The sequence below is a fragment of the Arthrobacter sp. T2-23 genome (assembly GCF_055398325.1).
On the sequence record NZ_AP027917.1, the window covers coordinates 2,842,231 to 2,858,889 of the forward strand.

Consider the following 16,659-nt stretch of genomic DNA (forward strand, 5'->3'; position numbering starts at 1 on the left):
GCAAGGGAAGCTGTGCCGAAACCCCCGTTCCCTTCTGGGAGCGGGGGTTTCCTCGTTCCCGGCCGGAGACGCCCACGCCTCCGCGCGAACGCGCACTTCGCGCCCCGGCAGGACGCGTCTCGCGGGCCTCAAGTGTACGTTCGCGCTTTGGGCGGGGGAGCGGAGCCAGCGGGCGGGCCTCAAGTGTCCGTTCGCGCTTTGGGTGGGGCGGGGGCGGGAAGCTGTGATATGGGGATGCGGCGGAAACGTGCTAAGATTTTGAGTTTGTATGGTGCCTTTCGTGCGTCATCGTCAACCTCGTAAACAATCGTGCCACGGCATAGTGCCCCCTCGCGCCTCGCGCGCCCGGGAAGCAACTGTTTTTGGCACGGGCGTTTAGGCCTGGTCTGGCAAAATCCAGGCAGGTCAAGAGACACCCCGATCAACCGTTCCGCAAGGCTCATTCCGTAGGAAGATTTTCGGTCTGAGAACCGGCGCGACGCAAGGAGTAAATAGTGATTCAGCAGGAGTCGCGACTCAAGGTCGCCGACAACACGGGTGCTAAGGAAATCCTTACCATTCGCGTTCTCGGTGGATCTGGCCGTCGCTACGCAGGCATTGGCGACGTGATCGTCGCTACCGTCAAGGACGCAATTCCGGGCGGCAACGTAAAGAAGGGCGACGTCGTCAAGGCTGTCATCGTCCGTACCAAGAAGGAACGCCGCCGTGCGGATGGTTCCTACATCAAGTTTGACGAGAACGCAGCTGTGATCCTGAAGAACGACGGTGACCCCCGCGGTACCCGTATCTTCGGACCGGTTGGTCGTGAACTTCGCGACAAGAAGTTCATGAAGATCGTTTCTCTGGCTCCGGAGGTGCTCTAGTCCATGGCTAAGATCAAAAAGGGTGACCTCGTTCAGGTCATCACTGGCGCCAAGGCTGAGCGCGGCGGCGACCGTGGCAAGCAGGGCAAGGTTCTGCGCGTATTCCCGGAGACCAACCGCGTGTTGGTTGAAGGCATTAACCGCGTAACCAAGCACACCAAGGTCGGTCAGTCGCAGCGCGGCACCAAGACCGGTGGCATCGAGGTCGTTGAGGCTTCAATCCACATCTCCAACGTGGCCCTGGTTGACCCCTCCACCAAGAAGCCCACCCGCGTCGGTTTCCGCACCGAGACCGTTGAGCGCGATGGCGTGAAGCGTGAAGTGCGCGTCCGCGTGGCCAAGAGCTCAGGGAAGGACATCTAATGACTGAGACTCTCGAGACTCCGGCAAGCAAGATCGTTCCTCGTCTGAAGACCAAGTACGCGGATTCCATCAAGAGCGCGCTCGTTGAGGAATTCAAGTACGAGAACGTCAACCAGGTTCCCCGTCTGGTGAAGGTCGTTGTGAACATGGGTGTTGGAGATGCCGCCAAGGACTCCAAGCTGATCGACGGCGCTGTCCGCGATCTGACCCTGATCACCGGCCAGAAGCCGCAGGTAACCAAGGCCCGCAAGTCGATCGCACAGTTCAAGCTGCGCGAAGGCATGCCGATCGGTGCGCACGCAACTCTGCGTGGTGACCGTATGTGGGAATTCCTGGACCGTCTGGTCACGCTGGCACTGCCGCGTATCCGCGACTTCCGGGGCCTCAGCGGCAAGCAGTTCGACGGCAACGGCAACTACACCTTCGGTCTGACCGAGCAGGTTATGTTCCACGAGATCGACCAGGATTCCATTGACCGCGTTCGCGGCATGGACATCACCGTCGTGACCACTGCCAAGACCGACGACGAAGGCCGCGCGCTGCTCAAGGCGCTTGGCTTCCCGTTCAAGACCGAAGATTAATCTAGCTACGTAAAAGGTCCGGCTGGCTGGCTCTGACGCCAGGGCAGCGGAAACCGTTATGAGGAAGGGCAAGAGCCCACATGACTATGACAGATCCTGTCGCAGATATGCTTACGCGTCTGCGCAATGCAAACTCGGCATACCACGATTCCGTGTCTATGCCTTACAGCAAGCTCAAGGCACGCGTTGCTGACATCCTGAAGGCAGAAGGCTTCATCGCCTCCTGGAAGGAAGAAGACGCGGAGGTTGGCAAGAAGCTGACCCTCGAGCTCAAGTTCGGTCCGAACCGCGAGCGGTCCATCGCTGGCGTTCGTCGTATTTCCAAGCCGGGGCTGCGCGTTTACGCAAAGTCCACCAACCTGCCGCACGTGCTCGGTGGCCTGGGTATCGCAATCCTGTCCACCTCTTCCGGCCTCCTGACTGACAAGCAGGCCGGCAAGAAGGGCGTGGGCGGCGAAGTCCTCGCTTACGTCTGGTAACGGGAAAGGAAGAGAATAATGTCACGTATTGGACGTCTCCCCATCACCGTTCCTGCCGGCGTTGAGGTCAAGGTTGACGGCTCTGTCGTCAGCGTCAAGGGTTCCAAGGGCGAGCTGAGCCACACTGTGGCCAGCCCGATCGAGGTCACCCTGGAAGATGGCACCCTGACTGTCGCCCGCCCGAACGACGAGCGCGCCTCCCGTTCGCTGCACGGCCTGACCCGCACCCTGATCGCCAACATGATCCAGGGCGTTACCGCAGGCTACGAGAAGAAGCTTGAGATCGTCGGTACCGGTTACCGCGTCCAGGCCAAGGGTTCTGACCTGGAGTTCGCTCTGGGCTACAGCCACCCGGTCAACGTCTCGGCTCCGAACGGCATCACCTTTGCAGTTGAGACCCCGACCAAGCTCTCTGTTTCAGGTATCTCCAAGCAGCAGGTCGGCGAAGTTGCTGCCAACATTCGCAAGCTGCGGAAGCCGGACCCCTACAAGGGCAAGGGCATCCGCTACGCCGGCGAAGTCATCCGCCGCAAGGTCGGAAAGGCTGGTAAGTAACCATGGCCATCGCAATTAACAAGAAGCGTACGAACAAGAGCAAGTCTGCCCAGCGCAGCCGCCGCCAGCTTCGTATCCGCAAGCGCATCTCCGGTACGGCTGTACGTCCTCGTCTGGTCGTCAACCGTTCCGCCCGCCACGTATTCGTCCAGGTTGTCGATGACACCAAGGGCCTGACCGTAGCGAGCGCCTCCACGCTGGAAGCCGACCTTCGTGCATTCGACGGTGACAAGACTGCCAAGGCCAAGCGCGTTGGCGAGCTCGTCGCCGAGCGTGCCAAGGCTGCCGGTATCGAAGCTGTTGTCTTCGACCGCGGTGGTAACAAGTACCACGGCCGGATCGCCGCCGTCGCTGACGGCGCACGTGAAGGTGGGCTGGCACTGTGACCGAAAATAACGAAAAGGACATTCAGGTGACTGAAGCTGTAGCTGCTCCGGCAACTGAGACCGCTGCGCCTGCTACCACTGACGACCGCCGTGGTGGCGCCCGTCGTGGCGAGCGTGGCGACCGCGGCCAGGGCCGTGGCGACCGTGGTGGCCGTGGTGGCCGCGACGGCGGCCGCGAAGCCGAGAAGAGCCAGTTCGTAGAGCGCGTCGTAACCATCAACCGTGTTTCCAAGGTCGTCAAGGGTGGTCGTCGCTTCAGCTTCACCGCCCTCGTCGTCGTCGGTGACGGCAACGGTATGGTCGGCGTCGGCTACGGCAAGGCTAAGGAAGTTCCCGCCGCCATCGCGAAGGGCGTTGAAGAGGCCAAGAAGTCCTTCTTCCGCGTTCCCCGCATCGGCAGCACCATCCCGCACCGCGTACAGGGTGAAGCCGCTGCAGGCGTCGTCATGCTGCGTCCGGCTTCCGCCGGTACCGGTGTTATCGCCGGTGGTCCGGTCCGTGCAGTACTGGAGTGCGTGGGCATTCACGACATCCTCTCCAAGTCGCTCGGTTCCTCCAACGCCATCAACATCGTTCACGCGACCGTTGATGCGCTGAAGCGCCTCGAAGAGCCGGCAGCAGTGGCAGCACGCCGCGGCCTGCCCCTCGACGAGATCGCTCCGCCGGCAATGGTGAAGGCGCTCCTGAACCAGAAGGCAGGTGTCTGAGTCATGGCTAAGAACCTGATTCCCTCCGACGCTCAGTTGGAGATCACTCAGATCAAGTCCGCCATTGGCGGCAAGCAGAACCAGCGCGACACCCTTCGGTCCCTCGGCCTGAAGCGGATCGGACACACCGTTGTCCGCACCGCCGACGCCGTGACCGTCGGAATGCTCAACACGGTTCCGCACCTGGTAAAGGTAGAGGAGGCGAAGTAAATGGCAGAGAAGAACACCGCCGAGAAGGCACAGGGCGCCGCTGCTGAGAAGCAGAACGCACTGAAGGTTCACCACCTGCGTCCCGCCCCGGGTGCCAAGACCGCCAAGACCCGCGTTGGTCGTGGTGAAGGTTCCAAGGGTAAGACCGCTGGTCGCGGTACCAAGGGTACGAAGGCCCGCTACCAGATCAAGGCTGGCTTTGCCGGCGGCCAGCTGCCGCTGCACATGCGCCTGCCGAAGCTGCGCGGCTTCAAGAACCCGTTCCGGGTTGAGTACCAGGTTGTAAACCTGGACAAGCTCAACGAGCTGTTCCCGGAAGGTGGCGCAGTCACCGTGGAGAACCTGGTCGAAAAGGGTGCCGTTCGCAAGAACCAGCCCGTCAAGGTGCTGGGCACTGGCGACATCACCGTCAAGGTTGACGTCACCGTCCACGCATTCTCGGCCAGCGCCGCAGAAAAGATTGCAGCAGCAGGCGGAAGCACCACCGCCCTCTAACGAGGCGGCGGGGCAGTCGCCCGTTGTTGAAACTCCCGGCACCGGGGCTCACGCCCATGGTGCCGGGAGTTTTTTCATTTTCCCGCCCTGCGGATTGTTCGCCGGGCACATCCACCCGTTAGACTCGGTTGTTGGGTTTATTTGACCTATCTCACACGAATTTACTTATTACTCAGGAGGACGCTTGCTTAGCGCATTTGGCCGGGCCTTTCGCACGCCTGATCTGCGACGCAAGTTGTTGTTCACGCTGGGAATCATCACAATCTTCCGCTTGGGTGCCTTCATCCCCTCGCCTGGTGTGAACTACCAGAATGTCCAGCAATGCTTGCAGAACGGTCAGACCTCGGGCGGGATCTACCAGCTCGTCAACCTGTTCAGCGGCGGTGCATTGCTGCAGGTCTCAATCTTCGCGCTCGGGATCATGCCGTACATCACGGCCAGCATCATCGTCCAGCTGCTCCGCGTGGTCATTCCCCGGTTCCAGCAGCTCTACGACGAGGGTGCCTCGGGCCAGTCCAAGCTGACCCAGTACACCCGGTACCTCACGATCGCCCTGGGCCTGCTCAACGCCACCACGCTGGTGTCGCTGGCCCGTTCCGGCCAGTTGCTGCCCAACTGCCAGCTGCCGATCATCCCGGACGCGAGCATCATCACCACCATCCTGATCATCATCACGTTGACTGCCGGCACCGGCCTGATCATGTGGATGGGCGAGCTCGTGACCGAGAAGGGCGTGGGCAACGGCATGTCGCTGTTGATCTTCACCTCGATCGCCGCCGGTTTCCCGACCTCCCTCGGCGCCATCTGGACTTCGCAGGGCCCGGGTACCTTCTTTATGGTCCTGGCCATCGGCCTGCTGACCGTGGCGCTCGTCGTCTTCGTGGAGCAGTCCCAGCGCCGCATCCCGGTGCAGTACGCCAAGCGCATGATCGGCCGGCGCACGGTGGGTGGCACCAGCACGTACATCCCCATCAAGGTGAACATGGCAGGCGTCGTGCCCGTCATCTTCGCGTCTTCGATGCTGTACCTGCCGGGCCTGATCTCCCAGTTCAACCGTCCCGCGCCCGGTGAGCCCATGGCGCCGTGGGTCGAGTGGATCAATAACAACCTCACCCGCGGTGACCACCCCATCTACATGGCGCTCTACTTCGCCATGATTGTGTTCTTCACTTACTTCTATGTTGCGATCACTTTCAACCCTGAGGAAGTTTCTGACAACATGAAGAAGTACGGCGGCTTCATTCCGGGTATCCGTGCCGGCAAGCCGACCGCGGATTACCTGCAGTATGTGCTTTCCAGGATCACCCTGCCCGGCGCGTTCTACCTGGGCCTCGTGGCCCTGATCCCGCTGATTGCCTTGGTCTTGATCAACGCCAACCAGAACTTCCCGTTCGGTGGCACCTCGATCCTGATCATGGTGGGCGTAGGTTTGGAGACCGTCAAGCAGATTGATGCGCAGCTACAGCAGCGTCACTACGAAGGGCTTTTGCGATGACGAGAATGTTGATTATCGGACCTCCCGGTTCTGGCAAGGGGACGCAGGCGGAACGCATTTCGGAGCGCCTCGGCGTTGTTGCGATTTCCACCGGCGACATTTTCCGTGCCAACGTCAAGGGTGAGACGCCGCTCGGCATCGAAGCCAAGAAGTTCATGGACGCGGGCGACTTCGTCCCGGACAGCGTCACCAACAAGATGGTCCGAGACCGCCTCACCGAGGACGACGTCGAAGCAGGCTTCCTGCTCGACGGCTACCCGCGGACCACCGCGCAGGTGGACTACCTCGATGCGATCCTCGCGGACGGCGAGCAGAAGCTCGACGTCGTACTGCAGCTCACGGCCGACGACGAGGAACTCGTTAAGCGCCTGTTGGGCCGCGCCAAGGACACCGGCCGCAGCGATGACAACGAAGCCGTCATCCGCCACCGGCTGGACCTCTACCACGGCCAGACGGAGGCTGTGGTCGCCAAGTACGCCGACCGCGGCATCCTCACCCAGGTAGACGGCATCGGCGGCATCGACGAGGTTACCGACCGCGTCATGCAGGCCATCAAGGCGGCTCAGTCCGCCTGATCCGGGCCCGTAACCATTGAGGCTCCTCCCGCAGCGTCGGGAGGAGCCTCAGGCATTTCCCCGTGCAGCCCCTCCCGGGGCAGCCGGAACCACCGAAAGGACGCTGAGGATGGCATTCGGCCAGACCCGCATTGAATACAAGACCAACGCCCAGATGCGGACCATGCAGGAGGCCGGACTGGTCCTCAGCCGGGCCCTGGACGCCGCCGTCGCGGCCGCCGTCCCCGGCGTCACCACCCGGGACCTGGACGCCGTATTTGCCGGCGTGCTGCAGGAGGCAGGGGCGAAATCCAACTTCCTGGGCTACCACGGCTTCCCGGCTACCATCTGCACGTCCGTGAACGAGGAAGTGGTGCACGGCATCCCGGGCGACCGCGTCCTGCAGGACGGGGACATCATCTCGATCGACGGCGGTGCGATCGTGGACGGCTGGCACTCGGACTCGGCCCGGACCGTCATCGTGGGCACGGCCGACCCCGAGGACCGCCGGCTCTCGGACGTCACCGAGGCGGCCATGTGGCACGGCATCGCTGCGCTGGCCACCGGGAAGTTCGTGGGCGACATCGGCAACGCCGTGGACGACTACGTCTCCTCGGTTCCCGGCAAGCCGCTCGGCATCCTGGAGGACTACGTAGGCCACGGGATTGGCTCGGAGATGCACATGGCCCCGGACGTGCTGAACTACCGCACCGGCCACCGCGGGGCCAAGATCCGCCCGGGACTGTGCCTGGCCATCGAGCCCATGCTGGTCCGCGGCAGCATTGACACCGCCGTGCTTGAGGACGACTGGACGGTCGTCACCACTGACGGCAAACGCTCCTGCCAGTGGGAGCACTCCGTTGCGGTCCACGAGAAGGGCATCTGGGTGCTCTCCGCCCCCGACGGGGGAGCCGCGAAGCTGGCGCCGCTCGGCGTCGTGCCTGTCCCGATTCCCTAAGTCCCCTTAAAGCCAAGTAGCTCGCATTTGTTGTCGTTCCGAGCGTTCGAAACGACAACAAATGCGAGCTACGTTGGCTTAAGGCCTAGCTCTTCAGCTTGGGCTTCACGTCCTTGGTGTAGATGCCTTCGAGGGTCGTCTTGAGTTCGGTCATGGTGGCCTTGACGTCGCCCTGCTGGGTGAGGATCTTCGCGGCAGCCTTGGCCATTTCCTGGTCGGCGCCGGGCAGGAACACGCGGGCGTTGTCCTGGACGTGGGTGACGGCGAGCTGGTCCATGGCGGTCTTGATCTGCGGCGTCTTGGCCAGCACTGCCCCCATGTCAGCCGACGTGCGTGTCGGCATGTAGCCGGTGGCTGCCGAGAACGCCGCCGTGTTCTCCGGCTCCGTCATGAACTTCAGGAAGGTCGCAGCCGCGAGCTGGACTTCCTTGCTCACACCGCTGGGGATGCCGAGCCCGGCGCCGCCGGTGGGGCAGACGCCGGTGTCGTTCTTGGGGCCGCCCGGCAGGAAGCCGACGCCCACGTTGAACTTCGCAGACTTCAGCACCCCGAGCAGGTCGCCGGTGGACGAGATCGTGGCGGAGGCAATGCCCGCGGCAAAGTCGTCCGCGGCGTTCTTGGAGGAGACGCCGGCCCACTTGTCCTTGTAGACGGAATCCTGGGCCCACTGCAGCGCCGCCACGGATTCGGCCGAGTCGCAGTTGATATCCCAGCCGTTGGACCAGCTGCCGCCCCAGCCCCACAGGTTGTTCTGCAGCGTCCAGCCGGCGTATCCGGCCAAGGCCGGGTACATGTACGCGTAGCTCGCGCCGGAAGCGGCTTTGAGCTTGGGAGCCCACTCGCCGAATTCCTGCCAGGTCTTCGGTGCCCGGTCCGGCAGGCCGGCGGCCTTGAAGTGGTCCTTGTTGTAGTAGAAGAGCGGCGTGGAGCGCCCGTAGGGGAGGGCCCACTGCTTGTCGGCGTACTTGTAGTCGGCCACGAGGGACTTCTGGAAATCGTCGATCTTGAAGTCCAGCTGCTTGATCAGCCCGTCCAGCGGGATGATGTTGCCGTTGGTGTAGTACCGGAACCACCAGACGTCCGAGAGCACTACCAGGCCTGGGAGTGCGGACTTGGCAGCCTGCGAGGTCTGGAACTTCTGCGCGATTTCCTCGTAGTTGGCGCCAGCGGTCACCAGGTTGACCTTGATGTCCGGGTACTTCGCCTGGAACTTGTCGATGATGGCCTTTTCCACGTCCTGGGACTTGCCCGGGTGGCTGGTCCAGAAGTCGAACGAACCGGCCGGCTTCACGCCGTTGAAGTCGATGTCGGACGCGCCGCTGGTGGCGCTACCGCCGCCGGTGGACGGTCCGCCGCAGGCAGCCAGCGCTGCTGCGCCGGCGCTGGCGCCGGCCAGTCCAAGGAAGTTTCTGCGGTCAAGGTTCATGGCCATAGTGGGTCCTCTCAAAAGAAGTTTTGACTCGGTTAGATGCAGTGATGGAGACGGGGTGGAGAAAATGGGTTTGGCGCTGTCAGGCGTTATCCGGTGACGCTGCCCTGGGTGAGGCCAGCGACGATGTAACGCTGCAAGGCGGCGAAGACCAGGAGAATCGGAACGATCACCAGCATTGCGCCGGCCATCAGGATGCCCCAGCCGGCGCCGTTTCCTTCAGAGTTCTGCAGCAGGGTCAGGCCGACCGGCAGGGTCATGGTCTCGGGGCGGTCGGTGATGATGAGCGGCCAGATGTAGTCGTTCCACTCGCTGACCACCGTCACGAGGGCCACGGTGGCAATGGACGGCAGGGACACCGGCGCGACAACCTGCCAGAGGCGGCGCCAGTGCCCGGCACCGTCGATCTCGGCGGCTTCCAGGATGGAGCCGGGCAGCGTCATGAAGTGCTGCCGCAGCAGGAAGGTGCCGAAGGCCGTGCCCAGGCCCGGAAGAATGATGCCCCAGAGCGTGTTCTTCCCGCCGATGCCCGCGATCAGGATGTAGTTCGGCAGGATCGAGACCTGGGGCGGCACCATGAGGGCCACGAGGATCACCACGAAGATGACGTTCTTGAACGGGAAGCGCACAAAGACCAGCGCGTACGCCGTCAGGATGGCGAGGATGACTTTCACCGTGGAGCCGACGGTGGTGACGATCAGGCTGTTCAGGAAGAACTGGCCGAACGGCACGGTGGTCATGGCGGTGCGGTAATTGTCGAGGTTGAGGCTTTCGGGGAGGATCTTCAGATCCGTGGTGACGATCTCGCCGGGCTGCTTGAACGAGCTCAGCAGCATCCAGAGCAGGGGCACGACCACCACGAGGGTGGCGAGGATCAGCGGGACGTAGCCGCCGGCGATGGTCTGGACCAGATTGGCGCGGGAGAACGGCCGGTTGCGCTGCAGCGGGACCTCCGGACCGCCGTCGGGAGCGTACCCGGTGCCTGCGGTGGGATCAGGACTGACAGGGGAGAGCGTGCTCACGAGTAGTGCACCTTCCGTTCGACGAACCGCAGTTGCAGCACGGTGATGATAAGCAGGATGGCGAAGAGGACCACGGAGATCGACGCCGAGTACCCTGCTCGGTTGTAGGCGCCGAACGCCTGCAGATATGCCTCGTAAATCAGGGTGGACGTGCCGTTGCCCAGCGGGGTCATGATCCGGATCAGGTCGAAGGCCTGCAAGGAGCTGAGCATCGTGGTGATCAGCAGGAAGAAGGTGGTGGGGGAGAGCAGCGGGACGGACATGCTGATGAAGCGGCGGAAGCCGTTCGCGCCATCCAGCGAGGCCGCCTCCATCACGTCCTTCGGGAGCGACTGCAGGCCCGCCAGGTAGACCACGGCGCAGTAGCCGAGGTTCTTCCAGATGTAAACGATGATCACCATCACCAGGGACAGCTGCGGGTCGTTGATCCACTGCGGGCTCTGCTGGCCGATCCCTCGGAGCAGCCAGGACAGCACCCCGTAGCCCGGGTCGAAGATGAACAGCCAGACGAGGCCGACGCCGACCCCGCTGAGCACGTAGGGGGCGAAGACGGCGGACCGGGCGAAGGTGGTGCCCCGGACCTTGGAGTTCAGCGCGAGGGCCACCAGCAGCCCGAGGACCATGGAGCCGCCGACCGTGACGACGGTAAAGATCGCCGTGGTCCCCAGCACTGTGGGGGCGTCCGTACTGGTGAAGAAGTTGATGTAGTTGTCGAAGCCGACCACTGTGGCGTTGGCGGAGCCCAGCGTCCAGTCCAGTGTCGAATAGTAGATGTTGTTGATCAGCGGGAGGTAGGTGAACACCGCGATCAAAGCCAGATTTGGCAGGGCCAGCGCCAGGAACACGATGAAGTCCCTGCGGGTCCGGGCGGACCAGCGTCCCCTGCGCTGGTCCGGTGCGACGGTCCGGGCGGTAGCCGCTGGACGGTCAGTTAATTGTCTAGTCATAGGGGTCTCTAACGGATCCAGGCCTGCCGATGGCAGGCGGTTTGGGCGGGGGATCAACTTAACTTCACCACACGGTGGGTGGGCGAAACCCCGCACAAGGCCTTGCCAGAGCTTTGTTTTGCCAGGCTTCTTTGCCCGTTTACCTGTTGTTGGTTGCAGTATTCCACAATGTTCGCTTGCAGGCAGAGCGATCGCGGGGGCGGATTTCCGGGCAGCGCGGGCGCACAATGGTGCCATGACTGCGATTACGGACGTGCCCGGCATCCGAGTGGGCCATGCGTCCCGGACGGGGGAGGGGTGGCTGAGCGGCGTCACCGTGGTGCTCCCGCCCTCGGGCACGGTTGGCTCGGTCGATGTCCGGGGCGGCGGTCCCGGCACACACGAGACCGACGCGCTGGACCCCACCACGCTGAGCACCGCCGTCGACGCCGTGGTCCTCACCGGCGGAAGTGCCTTTGGCCTGGCCACCGCCCACGGCGCCCAGCGCTGGTGCGAGGAGCAGGGCCGGGGCTTCGCCGTTCCCGGCGGCGTGGTGCCGATCGTTCCCGCGGCCGCTATTTTCGACCTTGGCCGCGGCGGGGACTTCGCCGCACGCCCCGATGAGGCCATGGGTTACGCGGCAATCGCCGACGCCGCCGCCCGCAAGGACGGGCACCACGTCGAACGCGGCAACGTCGGCGCCGGCACGGGAGCGGCCATCGGGCGGGGAGCCTACAAAGGGGGAGTAGGCACCGCCTCGGTCACCTTGGACAACGGCGTCGTCGTAGGGGCGCTGGCAGTAGTGAACGCGCTGGGACTGCCGTTCAGCACATCGCCGCAGCGGACGGAACCCGGCAGCGTGCGTCTAAGCGAGGAACGAGCGAGCACGCAGAGGGTTTCGGCCGCTGCGGCGAAAGCCGCACCGGTCCCGGAGTCGGGGCCGCCAGCCGGACCGCCGCCCCTCAACACCACGCTCGTCGTCGTCGCGACCAACGCAGTCCTGGACAAGGCCGAATGCAAACGCACGGCCTCGGCAGCGCACGCAGGCCTCGCCCGGGCCCTGAACCCTAGCCACACCCTGGCCGACGGCGACACGGTGTTCGCGCTGGCCACGGGCGCCGTCGGGCTGGACCGGAGTACCGAAGCAGCGCGGCAGGTGAGCCTGATTACGCTGCAGAGCGCGGCGGCCGACGTCGTCCGGCTGGCCATCCTGGACGGGATCGCGGCGGCGGCGGCGGTGGAGACGCCGGCGGGGCGTTTTCGTGCATACGGGGACGGAGTGCGCTAGCATGGCTGGATTTAACATTCGGCCCGTAATGCCGTAGTGTTGACTGTTGGTTGTCTGCCCTGTTGTGCCCTTTTGTGGCCCAGGGGCTGTAGGCAAGCATGCAAAACAAGCAATTAAAATCGTCCGCAGTGATCGCCGGTGCAAGCCGGAGGGGCTGTGGCAACAACAGTTAGCGGAGGGTATGGCCAAGAAGGACGGGGTCATTGAGATCGAGGGCGTTGTGACTGAGGCGCTGCCCAACGCGATGTTTCGCGTTGAGCTCACCAACAAGCACATCGTTCTGGCACACATCTCTGGAAAGATGCGCCAGCACTACATCAGGATTCTCCCTGAGGACCGGGTAGTGGTGGAGCTGAGCCCGTACGACCTGACACGTGGTCGTATCGTCTACCGCTACAAGTAAACACTGGGCGGCCAAGGCAATAGCCTCGGGCCGGTCCAGCTGACCAACTGCAACACGCAAAGGAACGCCATGAAGGTCAAGCCGAGCGTCAAGCAGATCTGCGAAAAGTGCAAAGTGATCCGCCGTAATGGCCGGGTCATGGTGATCTGCGAGAACCCGCGCCACAAGCAGCGCCAGGGCTAATTTCCTTCACAGGAAATCCTGGGTTGCTAACCCACGCAAGTAAATAAAAGGCAGCACAAGCTGATCTGGGACATTGAGCTAGAACGAGTCCGGACAGCTAACCCCCGGTCGGAGGCTGGGGCCGTACGGAATGTGCGGGTGTACTGCCTACGACCTCCGGTTTATTCAAGGAGCACTGCCACTATGGCTCGTCTCGCTGGCGTAGACATTCCCCGCGAAAAGCGGCTGGAAATTGCGCTTACTTACATCTACGGCGTGGGCAAGACCCGTGCACACGAAACCCTGGCTGCCACCGGCATCAGCGCTGACGTTCGGGTCAAGGACCTGACCGACGCTGAGCTGGTCCAGCTGCGTGACTACATTGAAGGCAACTACAAGGTTGAGGGTGACCTTCGCCGCGAGGTAGCCGCCGACATCCGCCGCAAGGTTGAGATCGGCAGCTACGAAGGCCTGCGTCACCGCAAGGGCCTGCCCGTACGCGGTCAGCGTACGAAGACCAACGCCCGTACCCGCAAGGGTCCGAAGCGTACCGTCGCCGGCAAGAAGAAGGCCGGACGCTAAAAATAGCGTTCTCCCTTCCCCCAATAACTTTCTGTAGGAGAAATAATGCCCCCGAAGACTCGTGGCGCGGTTCGCAAGCCGCGTAAGAAGGACAAGAAGAATATCGCGCTGGGCCAGGCGCACATCAAGAGCACCTTTAACAACACCATCGTCTCCATCACGGACCCGAACGGTGCTGTCATCTCCTGGGCTTCGTCCGGTGAGGTTGGCTTCAAGGGCTCCCGTAAGTCCACCCCGTTCGCCGCCCAGATGGCCGCCGAAGCCGCCGCAAAGCGTGCACAGGAGCACGGCATGCGCAAGGTTGACGTTTTCGTCAAGGGACCGGGCTCCGGACGCGAGACCGCCATCCGTTCGCTGCAGGCCGCTGGCCTCGAGGTTGGATCCATCCAGGATGTAACCCCCAGCGCGCACAACGGCTGCCGCCCGCCGAAGCGCCGCCGCGTCTAAGTCTTAGCCGGAGCTTGCCCGGACCCTCACCGGTCCGGGCAAGCCCAGCCGCGTTAAGTCATTAGACCGATCTTTCCACCACCTGTGTTGCGTCATATAGCGGATGCTCGCCGAAAGGAAACCTAAGTGCTCATTGCACAGCGCCCCACCCTCTCCGAAGAGGTCGTCTCTGACAACCGGTCCCGTTTCATCATTGAACCGCTGGAACCGGGCTTCGGCTACACCCTAGGAAACTCCCTCCGCCGTACCCTGCTCTCCTCCATCCCCGGTGCCTCTGTCACGAGCATCCGGATCGATGGCGTGCTGCACGAGTTCACCACGGTTCCGGGTGTCAAGGAAGATGTCACCGAGATCATCCTGAACATCAAGAACCTGTCGGTCTCCTCCGAGCACGACGAGCCGGTTGTTGCTTACCTGCGCAAGCAGGGCCCGGGAGTCGTCACCGCCGCGGACATCGCTCCGCCGGCCGGCGTCGAATTCCACAACCCGGATCTGCACATCGCCACGCTGAACTCGAAGGGCAAGTTCGAACTCGAACTGACCATCGAGCGCGGCCGCGGCTACGTTTCGGCAGCTCAGAACAAGTCCGGCGACTCCGAGATCGGCCGCATCCCGGTCGACTCGATCTACTCGCCGGTGCTGAAGGTTACTTTCCGCGTGGAAGCTACCCGTGTTGAGCAGCGCACTGACTTCGACAAGCTCATTGTCGACGTCGAGACCAAGCAGGCCATCGCCCCGCGCGATGCGGTTGCTTCGGCAGGCACCACCCTGGTGGAACTGTTCGGTCTGGCCCGCGAGCTGAACACCGCAGCTGAAGGTATCGAGATTGGCCCGTCGCCGACGGATGCTGCCCTGGCAGCAGACATGGCCCTGCCGATCGAGGATCTGGACCTCACCGTCCGTTCCTACAACTGCCTCAAGCGTGAGGGCATCCACACCGTGGGTGAACTCGTTGCCCGCTCCGAGGCTGACCTGATGGACATCCGTAACTTCGGTGCGAAGTCCATCGACGAGGTCAAGGCGAAGCTCGTCGAACTGGGTCTGTCCCTCAAGGACTCCCCTCCCGGTTTCGACCTTGCAGCCCGCGCCGCAGCCATCGAAGAGGACGACGCCGCTTTCAGCGACGACGAGCTCTAAAACAGATCTTGGCCAGCAGGCTGGACGCACCGCAGCGTGCACAGCCCGCCGGCTCCATATGAGGAGAAATAGTTATGCCTACCCCCACTAAGGGTCCGCGCCTCGGAGGCGGCCCGGCTCACGAGCGTCTTATGCTCGCGAACCTGGCAGCCGCACTGTTCGAGCACAAGCGGATCACCACCACGGTGACCAAGGCCAAGCGGCTCAAGCCCTACGCTGAGCGCCTGGTGACCTTCGCCAAGCGCGGCGACCTGGCTTCCCGCCGTCGTGTGCTCGGTCTGATCAGCAACAAGGGCGTCGTCCACGAGCTGTTCACCGACATTGCGCAGGCAGTGGAGAACCGCGACGGTGGCTACACCCGCATCACCAAGATCGGCAACCGCAAGGGCGACAACGCTCCCATGGCTGTCATCGAACTGGTCCTCGAGCCGGTTTCCGCCAAGCAGGCCGTGGTAGCCGAGGCTACTTCCGCAGCGAAGCGCGACGCCGAGAAGAAGGACGCCGACAAGGCTGAAGTCGCTCCGGTCGCCGAGACCGAAGCTGCCGAAACCGAAGAGGCTCCCGAGGCTGAGGTTACTGCGACCTCTGAGAACGAGGCAGCCGAAACCGAAGAGGCTCCCGCCGCTGAGGAAGCTGCCAAGGGCGAGAAGGACGCGAAGTAATTCGCTAAGCGCTTCTTATAGACTTGAGTCTATGAACGAGCTCAAACCCGCTGCCCCCGTTTTGGGGGGCGGCGGGTTTTTGCGTATCCGGCTGGACCTTTCCTACGACGGCGGGCCGTTCAGCGGCTGGGCGTTGCAGCCTGGGCTCCGGACCGTCCAGGGTGTGCTGGAGGAGGCCCTCGCGCTGTTGATCCGGCGCCCGGTCCGGGTCACCGTGGCAGGCCGCACCGACGCAGGGGTGCACGCCAGGGGACAGGTGGTGCATCTGGACCTGAGCGAGGCGGAGTGGCGCGGCCTGAACCGCGGTGCCGAACTTGACCCCTCGGCCGCCTTGTTGCGGCGGCTCCGCGGTGCACTGAGCCGTGGGCTGGGAGAACTCAGCGGGGCCATCGAGGTGCACCACGCCGCCCTCGCACCGGCTGGCTTCGACGCACGGTTCTCCGCGCTCTGGCGGCGCTACAGCTACCGGATCGCCGACGGTCCGGCGCGCTGGGATCCGCTGGCCCGGTACTCGACGCTCTGGCACAAGCAGCGCCTCGACACGGCGCTGCTCAACGAGGGCGCCTCCCGGCTCCTGGGCCTGCAGGACTTCCGTTCCTACTGCAAGCCCCGCGAGGGCGCCACGACCATCCGGGAACTGCAGCGTTTTGAGTTCACCCGCGGCGCCGACGGCGTTATTGTCGCCACCGTTCAGGCCGACGCCTTCTGCCACAACATGGTCCGCTCGCTCGTGGGATCCGCCCTCTATGTGGGGGCCGGGGAGGAACAGCCCGGCTGGCTGTACGAGCGGCTGATCGCCCGGCAGCGCGACGCGCGCTCCGTGCTCGCCGCCCCGCACCCGCTCGTGCTGGAAGAGGTGGCCTACCCGTCGTCCAGCGAACTACTGGCCCGGGCAGAGCTGACACGCGCCCGGCGCGAGTAGGGGACTGGTTCGGCCGCCCGGAGGCTGCCCGTG

The 16,659-nt window shown here is 63.6% G+C and carries 23 protein-coding genes; 20 read left to right on the top strand and 3 right to left on the bottom strand.

The window, feature by feature from the left end:
* Nucleotides 1-494 precede the first annotated feature (494 nt).
* The 12 genes from rplN to map all read left to right on the top strand — a co-directional run bounded on the left by rplN (nt 495) and on the right by map (nt 7,646).
* A complete protein-coding gene (gene rplN / locus ACZ5Z0_RS13265; RefSeq protein WP_003803789.1) occupies nt 495-863 on the top strand; it encodes a 50S ribosomal protein L14 in 369 nt (122 codons plus the stop codon).
* Nucleotides 864-866: 3 nt separating this feature from the next.
* Nucleotides 867-1,226 (top strand): 50S ribosomal protein L24, encoded by a 360-nt coding sequence (rplX, locus tag ACZ5Z0_RS13270; RefSeq protein WP_066436866.1) that lies wholly within the window; start codon nt 867-869, stop codon nt 1,224-1,226.
* The gene (rplE, locus tag ACZ5Z0_RS13275) at nt 1,226-1,807 is read left to right on the top strand and encodes a 50S ribosomal protein L5 (RefSeq protein WP_056737813.1); all 582 of its coding nucleotides are present in this window, start codon (nt 1,226-1,228) and stop codon (nt 1,805-1,807) included. The genes rplX and rplE overlap by 1 nt, the downstream gene beginning before the upstream one ends.
* An 80-nt stretch (nt 1,808-1,887) precedes the next feature.
* Entirely contained in the window at nt 1,888-2,286 is a 399-nt protein-coding gene (rpsH, locus tag ACZ5Z0_RS13280) for a 30S ribosomal protein S8 (protein ID WP_056737814.1), read from the top strand.
* An 18-nt stretch (nt 2,287-2,304) separates the two neighbouring features.
* The gene (rplF, locus tag ACZ5Z0_RS13285; protein WP_028269576.1) at nt 2,305-2,841 is read left to right on the top strand and encodes a 50S ribosomal protein L6; all 537 of its coding nucleotides are present in this window, start codon (nt 2,305-2,307) and stop codon (nt 2,839-2,841) included.
* Between the two features lie 2 nt (nt 2,842-2,843).
* On the top strand, nt 2,844-3,227 hold the full coding sequence (gene rplR / locus ACZ5Z0_RS13290) for a 50S ribosomal protein L18 (RefSeq protein ID WP_018773674.1): 384 nt from the start codon (nt 2,844-2,846) through the stop codon (nt 3,225-3,227).
* A gap of 26 nt (nt 3,228-3,253) precedes the next feature.
* On the top strand, nt 3,254-3,934 hold the full coding sequence (gene rpsE / locus ACZ5Z0_RS13295; protein ID WP_173403037.1) for a 30S ribosomal protein S5: 681 nt from the start codon (nt 3,254-3,256) through the stop codon (nt 3,932-3,934).
* A gap of 3 nt (nt 3,935-3,937) precedes the next feature.
* Nucleotides 3,938-4,144, top strand: a complete 207-nt coding sequence (gene rpmD / locus ACZ5Z0_RS13300; RefSeq protein ID WP_056626615.1) for a 50S ribosomal protein L30 — start codon at nt 3,938-3,940, stop codon at nt 4,142-4,144.
* Nucleotides 4,145-4,639 (top strand): 50S ribosomal protein L15, encoded by a 495-nt coding sequence (gene rplO, locus ACZ5Z0_RS13305; protein ID WP_011692793.1) that lies wholly within the window; start codon nt 4,145-4,147, stop codon nt 4,637-4,639.
* A gap of 184 nt (nt 4,640-4,823) precedes the next feature.
* Nucleotides 4,824-6,134 carry a preprotein translocase subunit SecY gene (gene secY / locus ACZ5Z0_RS13310; RefSeq protein WP_138768578.1) on the top strand — a complete coding sequence of 437 codons (1,311 nt, stop codon included), beginning with the start codon at nt 4,824-4,826 and terminating at the stop codon, nt 6,132-6,134.
* Nucleotides 6,135-6,139: 5 nt separating this feature from the next.
* Nucleotides 6,140-6,709 carry an adenylate kinase gene (locus tag ACZ5Z0_RS13315; protein WP_186372286.1) on the top strand — a complete coding sequence of 190 codons (570 nt, stop codon included), beginning with the start codon at nt 6,140-6,142 and terminating at the stop codon, nt 6,707-6,709.
* Between the two features lie 109 nt (nt 6,710-6,818).
* Nucleotides 6,819-7,646: a type I methionyl aminopeptidase gene (gene map / locus ACZ5Z0_RS13320; protein WP_464108831.1), complete on the top strand. Its 828-nt coding sequence runs from the start codon at nt 6,819-6,821 to the stop codon at nt 7,644-7,646.
* Nucleotides 7,647-7,731: 85 nt separating this feature from the next.
* Here map and ACZ5Z0_RS13325 read toward each other — a convergent pair whose 3' ends face one another.
* From ACZ5Z0_RS13325 to ACZ5Z0_RS13335, 3 genes are all read right to left on the bottom strand, one after another.
* A complete protein-coding gene (locus tag ACZ5Z0_RS13325; RefSeq protein ID WP_464108832.1) occupies nt 7,732-9,078 on the bottom strand; it encodes an ABC transporter substrate-binding protein in 1,347 nt (448 codons plus the stop codon).
* A gap of 86 nt (nt 9,079-9,164) precedes the next feature.
* Nucleotides 9,165-10,097: a carbohydrate ABC transporter permease gene (locus ACZ5Z0_RS13330; protein ID WP_464108833.1), complete on the bottom strand. Its 933-nt coding sequence runs from the start codon at nt 10,095-10,097 to the stop codon at nt 9,165-9,167.
* Nucleotides 10,094-11,044 (bottom strand): carbohydrate ABC transporter permease, encoded by a 951-nt coding sequence (locus ACZ5Z0_RS13335; protein ID WP_186466964.1) that lies wholly within the window; start codon nt 11,042-11,044, stop codon nt 10,094-10,096. The genes ACZ5Z0_RS13330 and ACZ5Z0_RS13335 overlap by 4 nt, the downstream gene beginning before the upstream one ends.
* A 235-nt stretch (nt 11,045-11,279) precedes the next feature.
* Between ACZ5Z0_RS13335 and ACZ5Z0_RS13340 the strand changes: the two genes are divergently transcribed.
* From ACZ5Z0_RS13340 to ACZ5Z0_RS13375, 8 genes are all read left to right on the top strand, one after another.
* On the top strand, nt 11,280-12,311 hold the full coding sequence (locus ACZ5Z0_RS13340) for a P1 family peptidase (protein WP_464108834.1): 1,032 nt from the start codon (nt 11,280-11,282) through the stop codon (nt 12,309-12,311).
* Between the two features lie 181 nt (nt 12,312-12,492).
* Nucleotides 12,493-12,714: a translation initiation factor IF-1 gene (gene infA, locus ACZ5Z0_RS13345; protein ID WP_009358723.1), complete on the top strand. Its 222-nt coding sequence runs from the start codon at nt 12,493-12,495 to the stop codon at nt 12,712-12,714.
* Between the two features lie 69 nt (nt 12,715-12,783).
* Complete coding sequence (rpmJ, locus tag ACZ5Z0_RS13350) at nt 12,784-12,897, top strand: 50S ribosomal protein L36 (RefSeq protein WP_009358722.1); 114 nt, start codon at nt 12,784-12,786, stop codon at nt 12,895-12,897.
* Nucleotides 12,898-13,080: 183 nt separating this feature from the next.
* Complete coding sequence (gene rpsM / locus ACZ5Z0_RS13355) at nt 13,081-13,458, top strand: 30S ribosomal protein S13 (RefSeq protein ID WP_011775569.1); 378 nt, start codon at nt 13,081-13,083, stop codon at nt 13,456-13,458.
* Nucleotides 13,459-13,503: 45 nt separating this feature from the next.
* Complete coding sequence (rpsK, locus tag ACZ5Z0_RS13360) at nt 13,504-13,905, top strand: 30S ribosomal protein S11 (protein ID WP_018773682.1); 402 nt, start codon at nt 13,504-13,506, stop codon at nt 13,903-13,905.
* A 126-nt stretch (nt 13,906-14,031) separates the two neighbouring features.
* Entirely contained in the window at nt 14,032-15,042 is a 1,011-nt protein-coding gene (locus ACZ5Z0_RS13365) for a DNA-directed RNA polymerase subunit alpha (protein ID WP_024366109.1), read from the top strand.
* A 74-nt stretch (nt 15,043-15,116) separates the two neighbouring features.
* A complete protein-coding gene (rplQ, locus tag ACZ5Z0_RS13370) occupies nt 15,117-15,704 on the top strand; it encodes a 50S ribosomal protein L17 (RefSeq protein WP_464108835.1) in 588 nt (195 codons plus the stop codon).
* A 31-nt stretch (nt 15,705-15,735) separates the two neighbouring features.
* Entirely contained in the window at nt 15,736-16,626 is an 891-nt protein-coding gene (locus ACZ5Z0_RS13375) for a tRNA pseudouridine synthase A (protein ID WP_464108836.1), read from the top strand.
* The last annotated feature ends 33 nt before the right edge of the window (nt 16,627-16,659 follow it).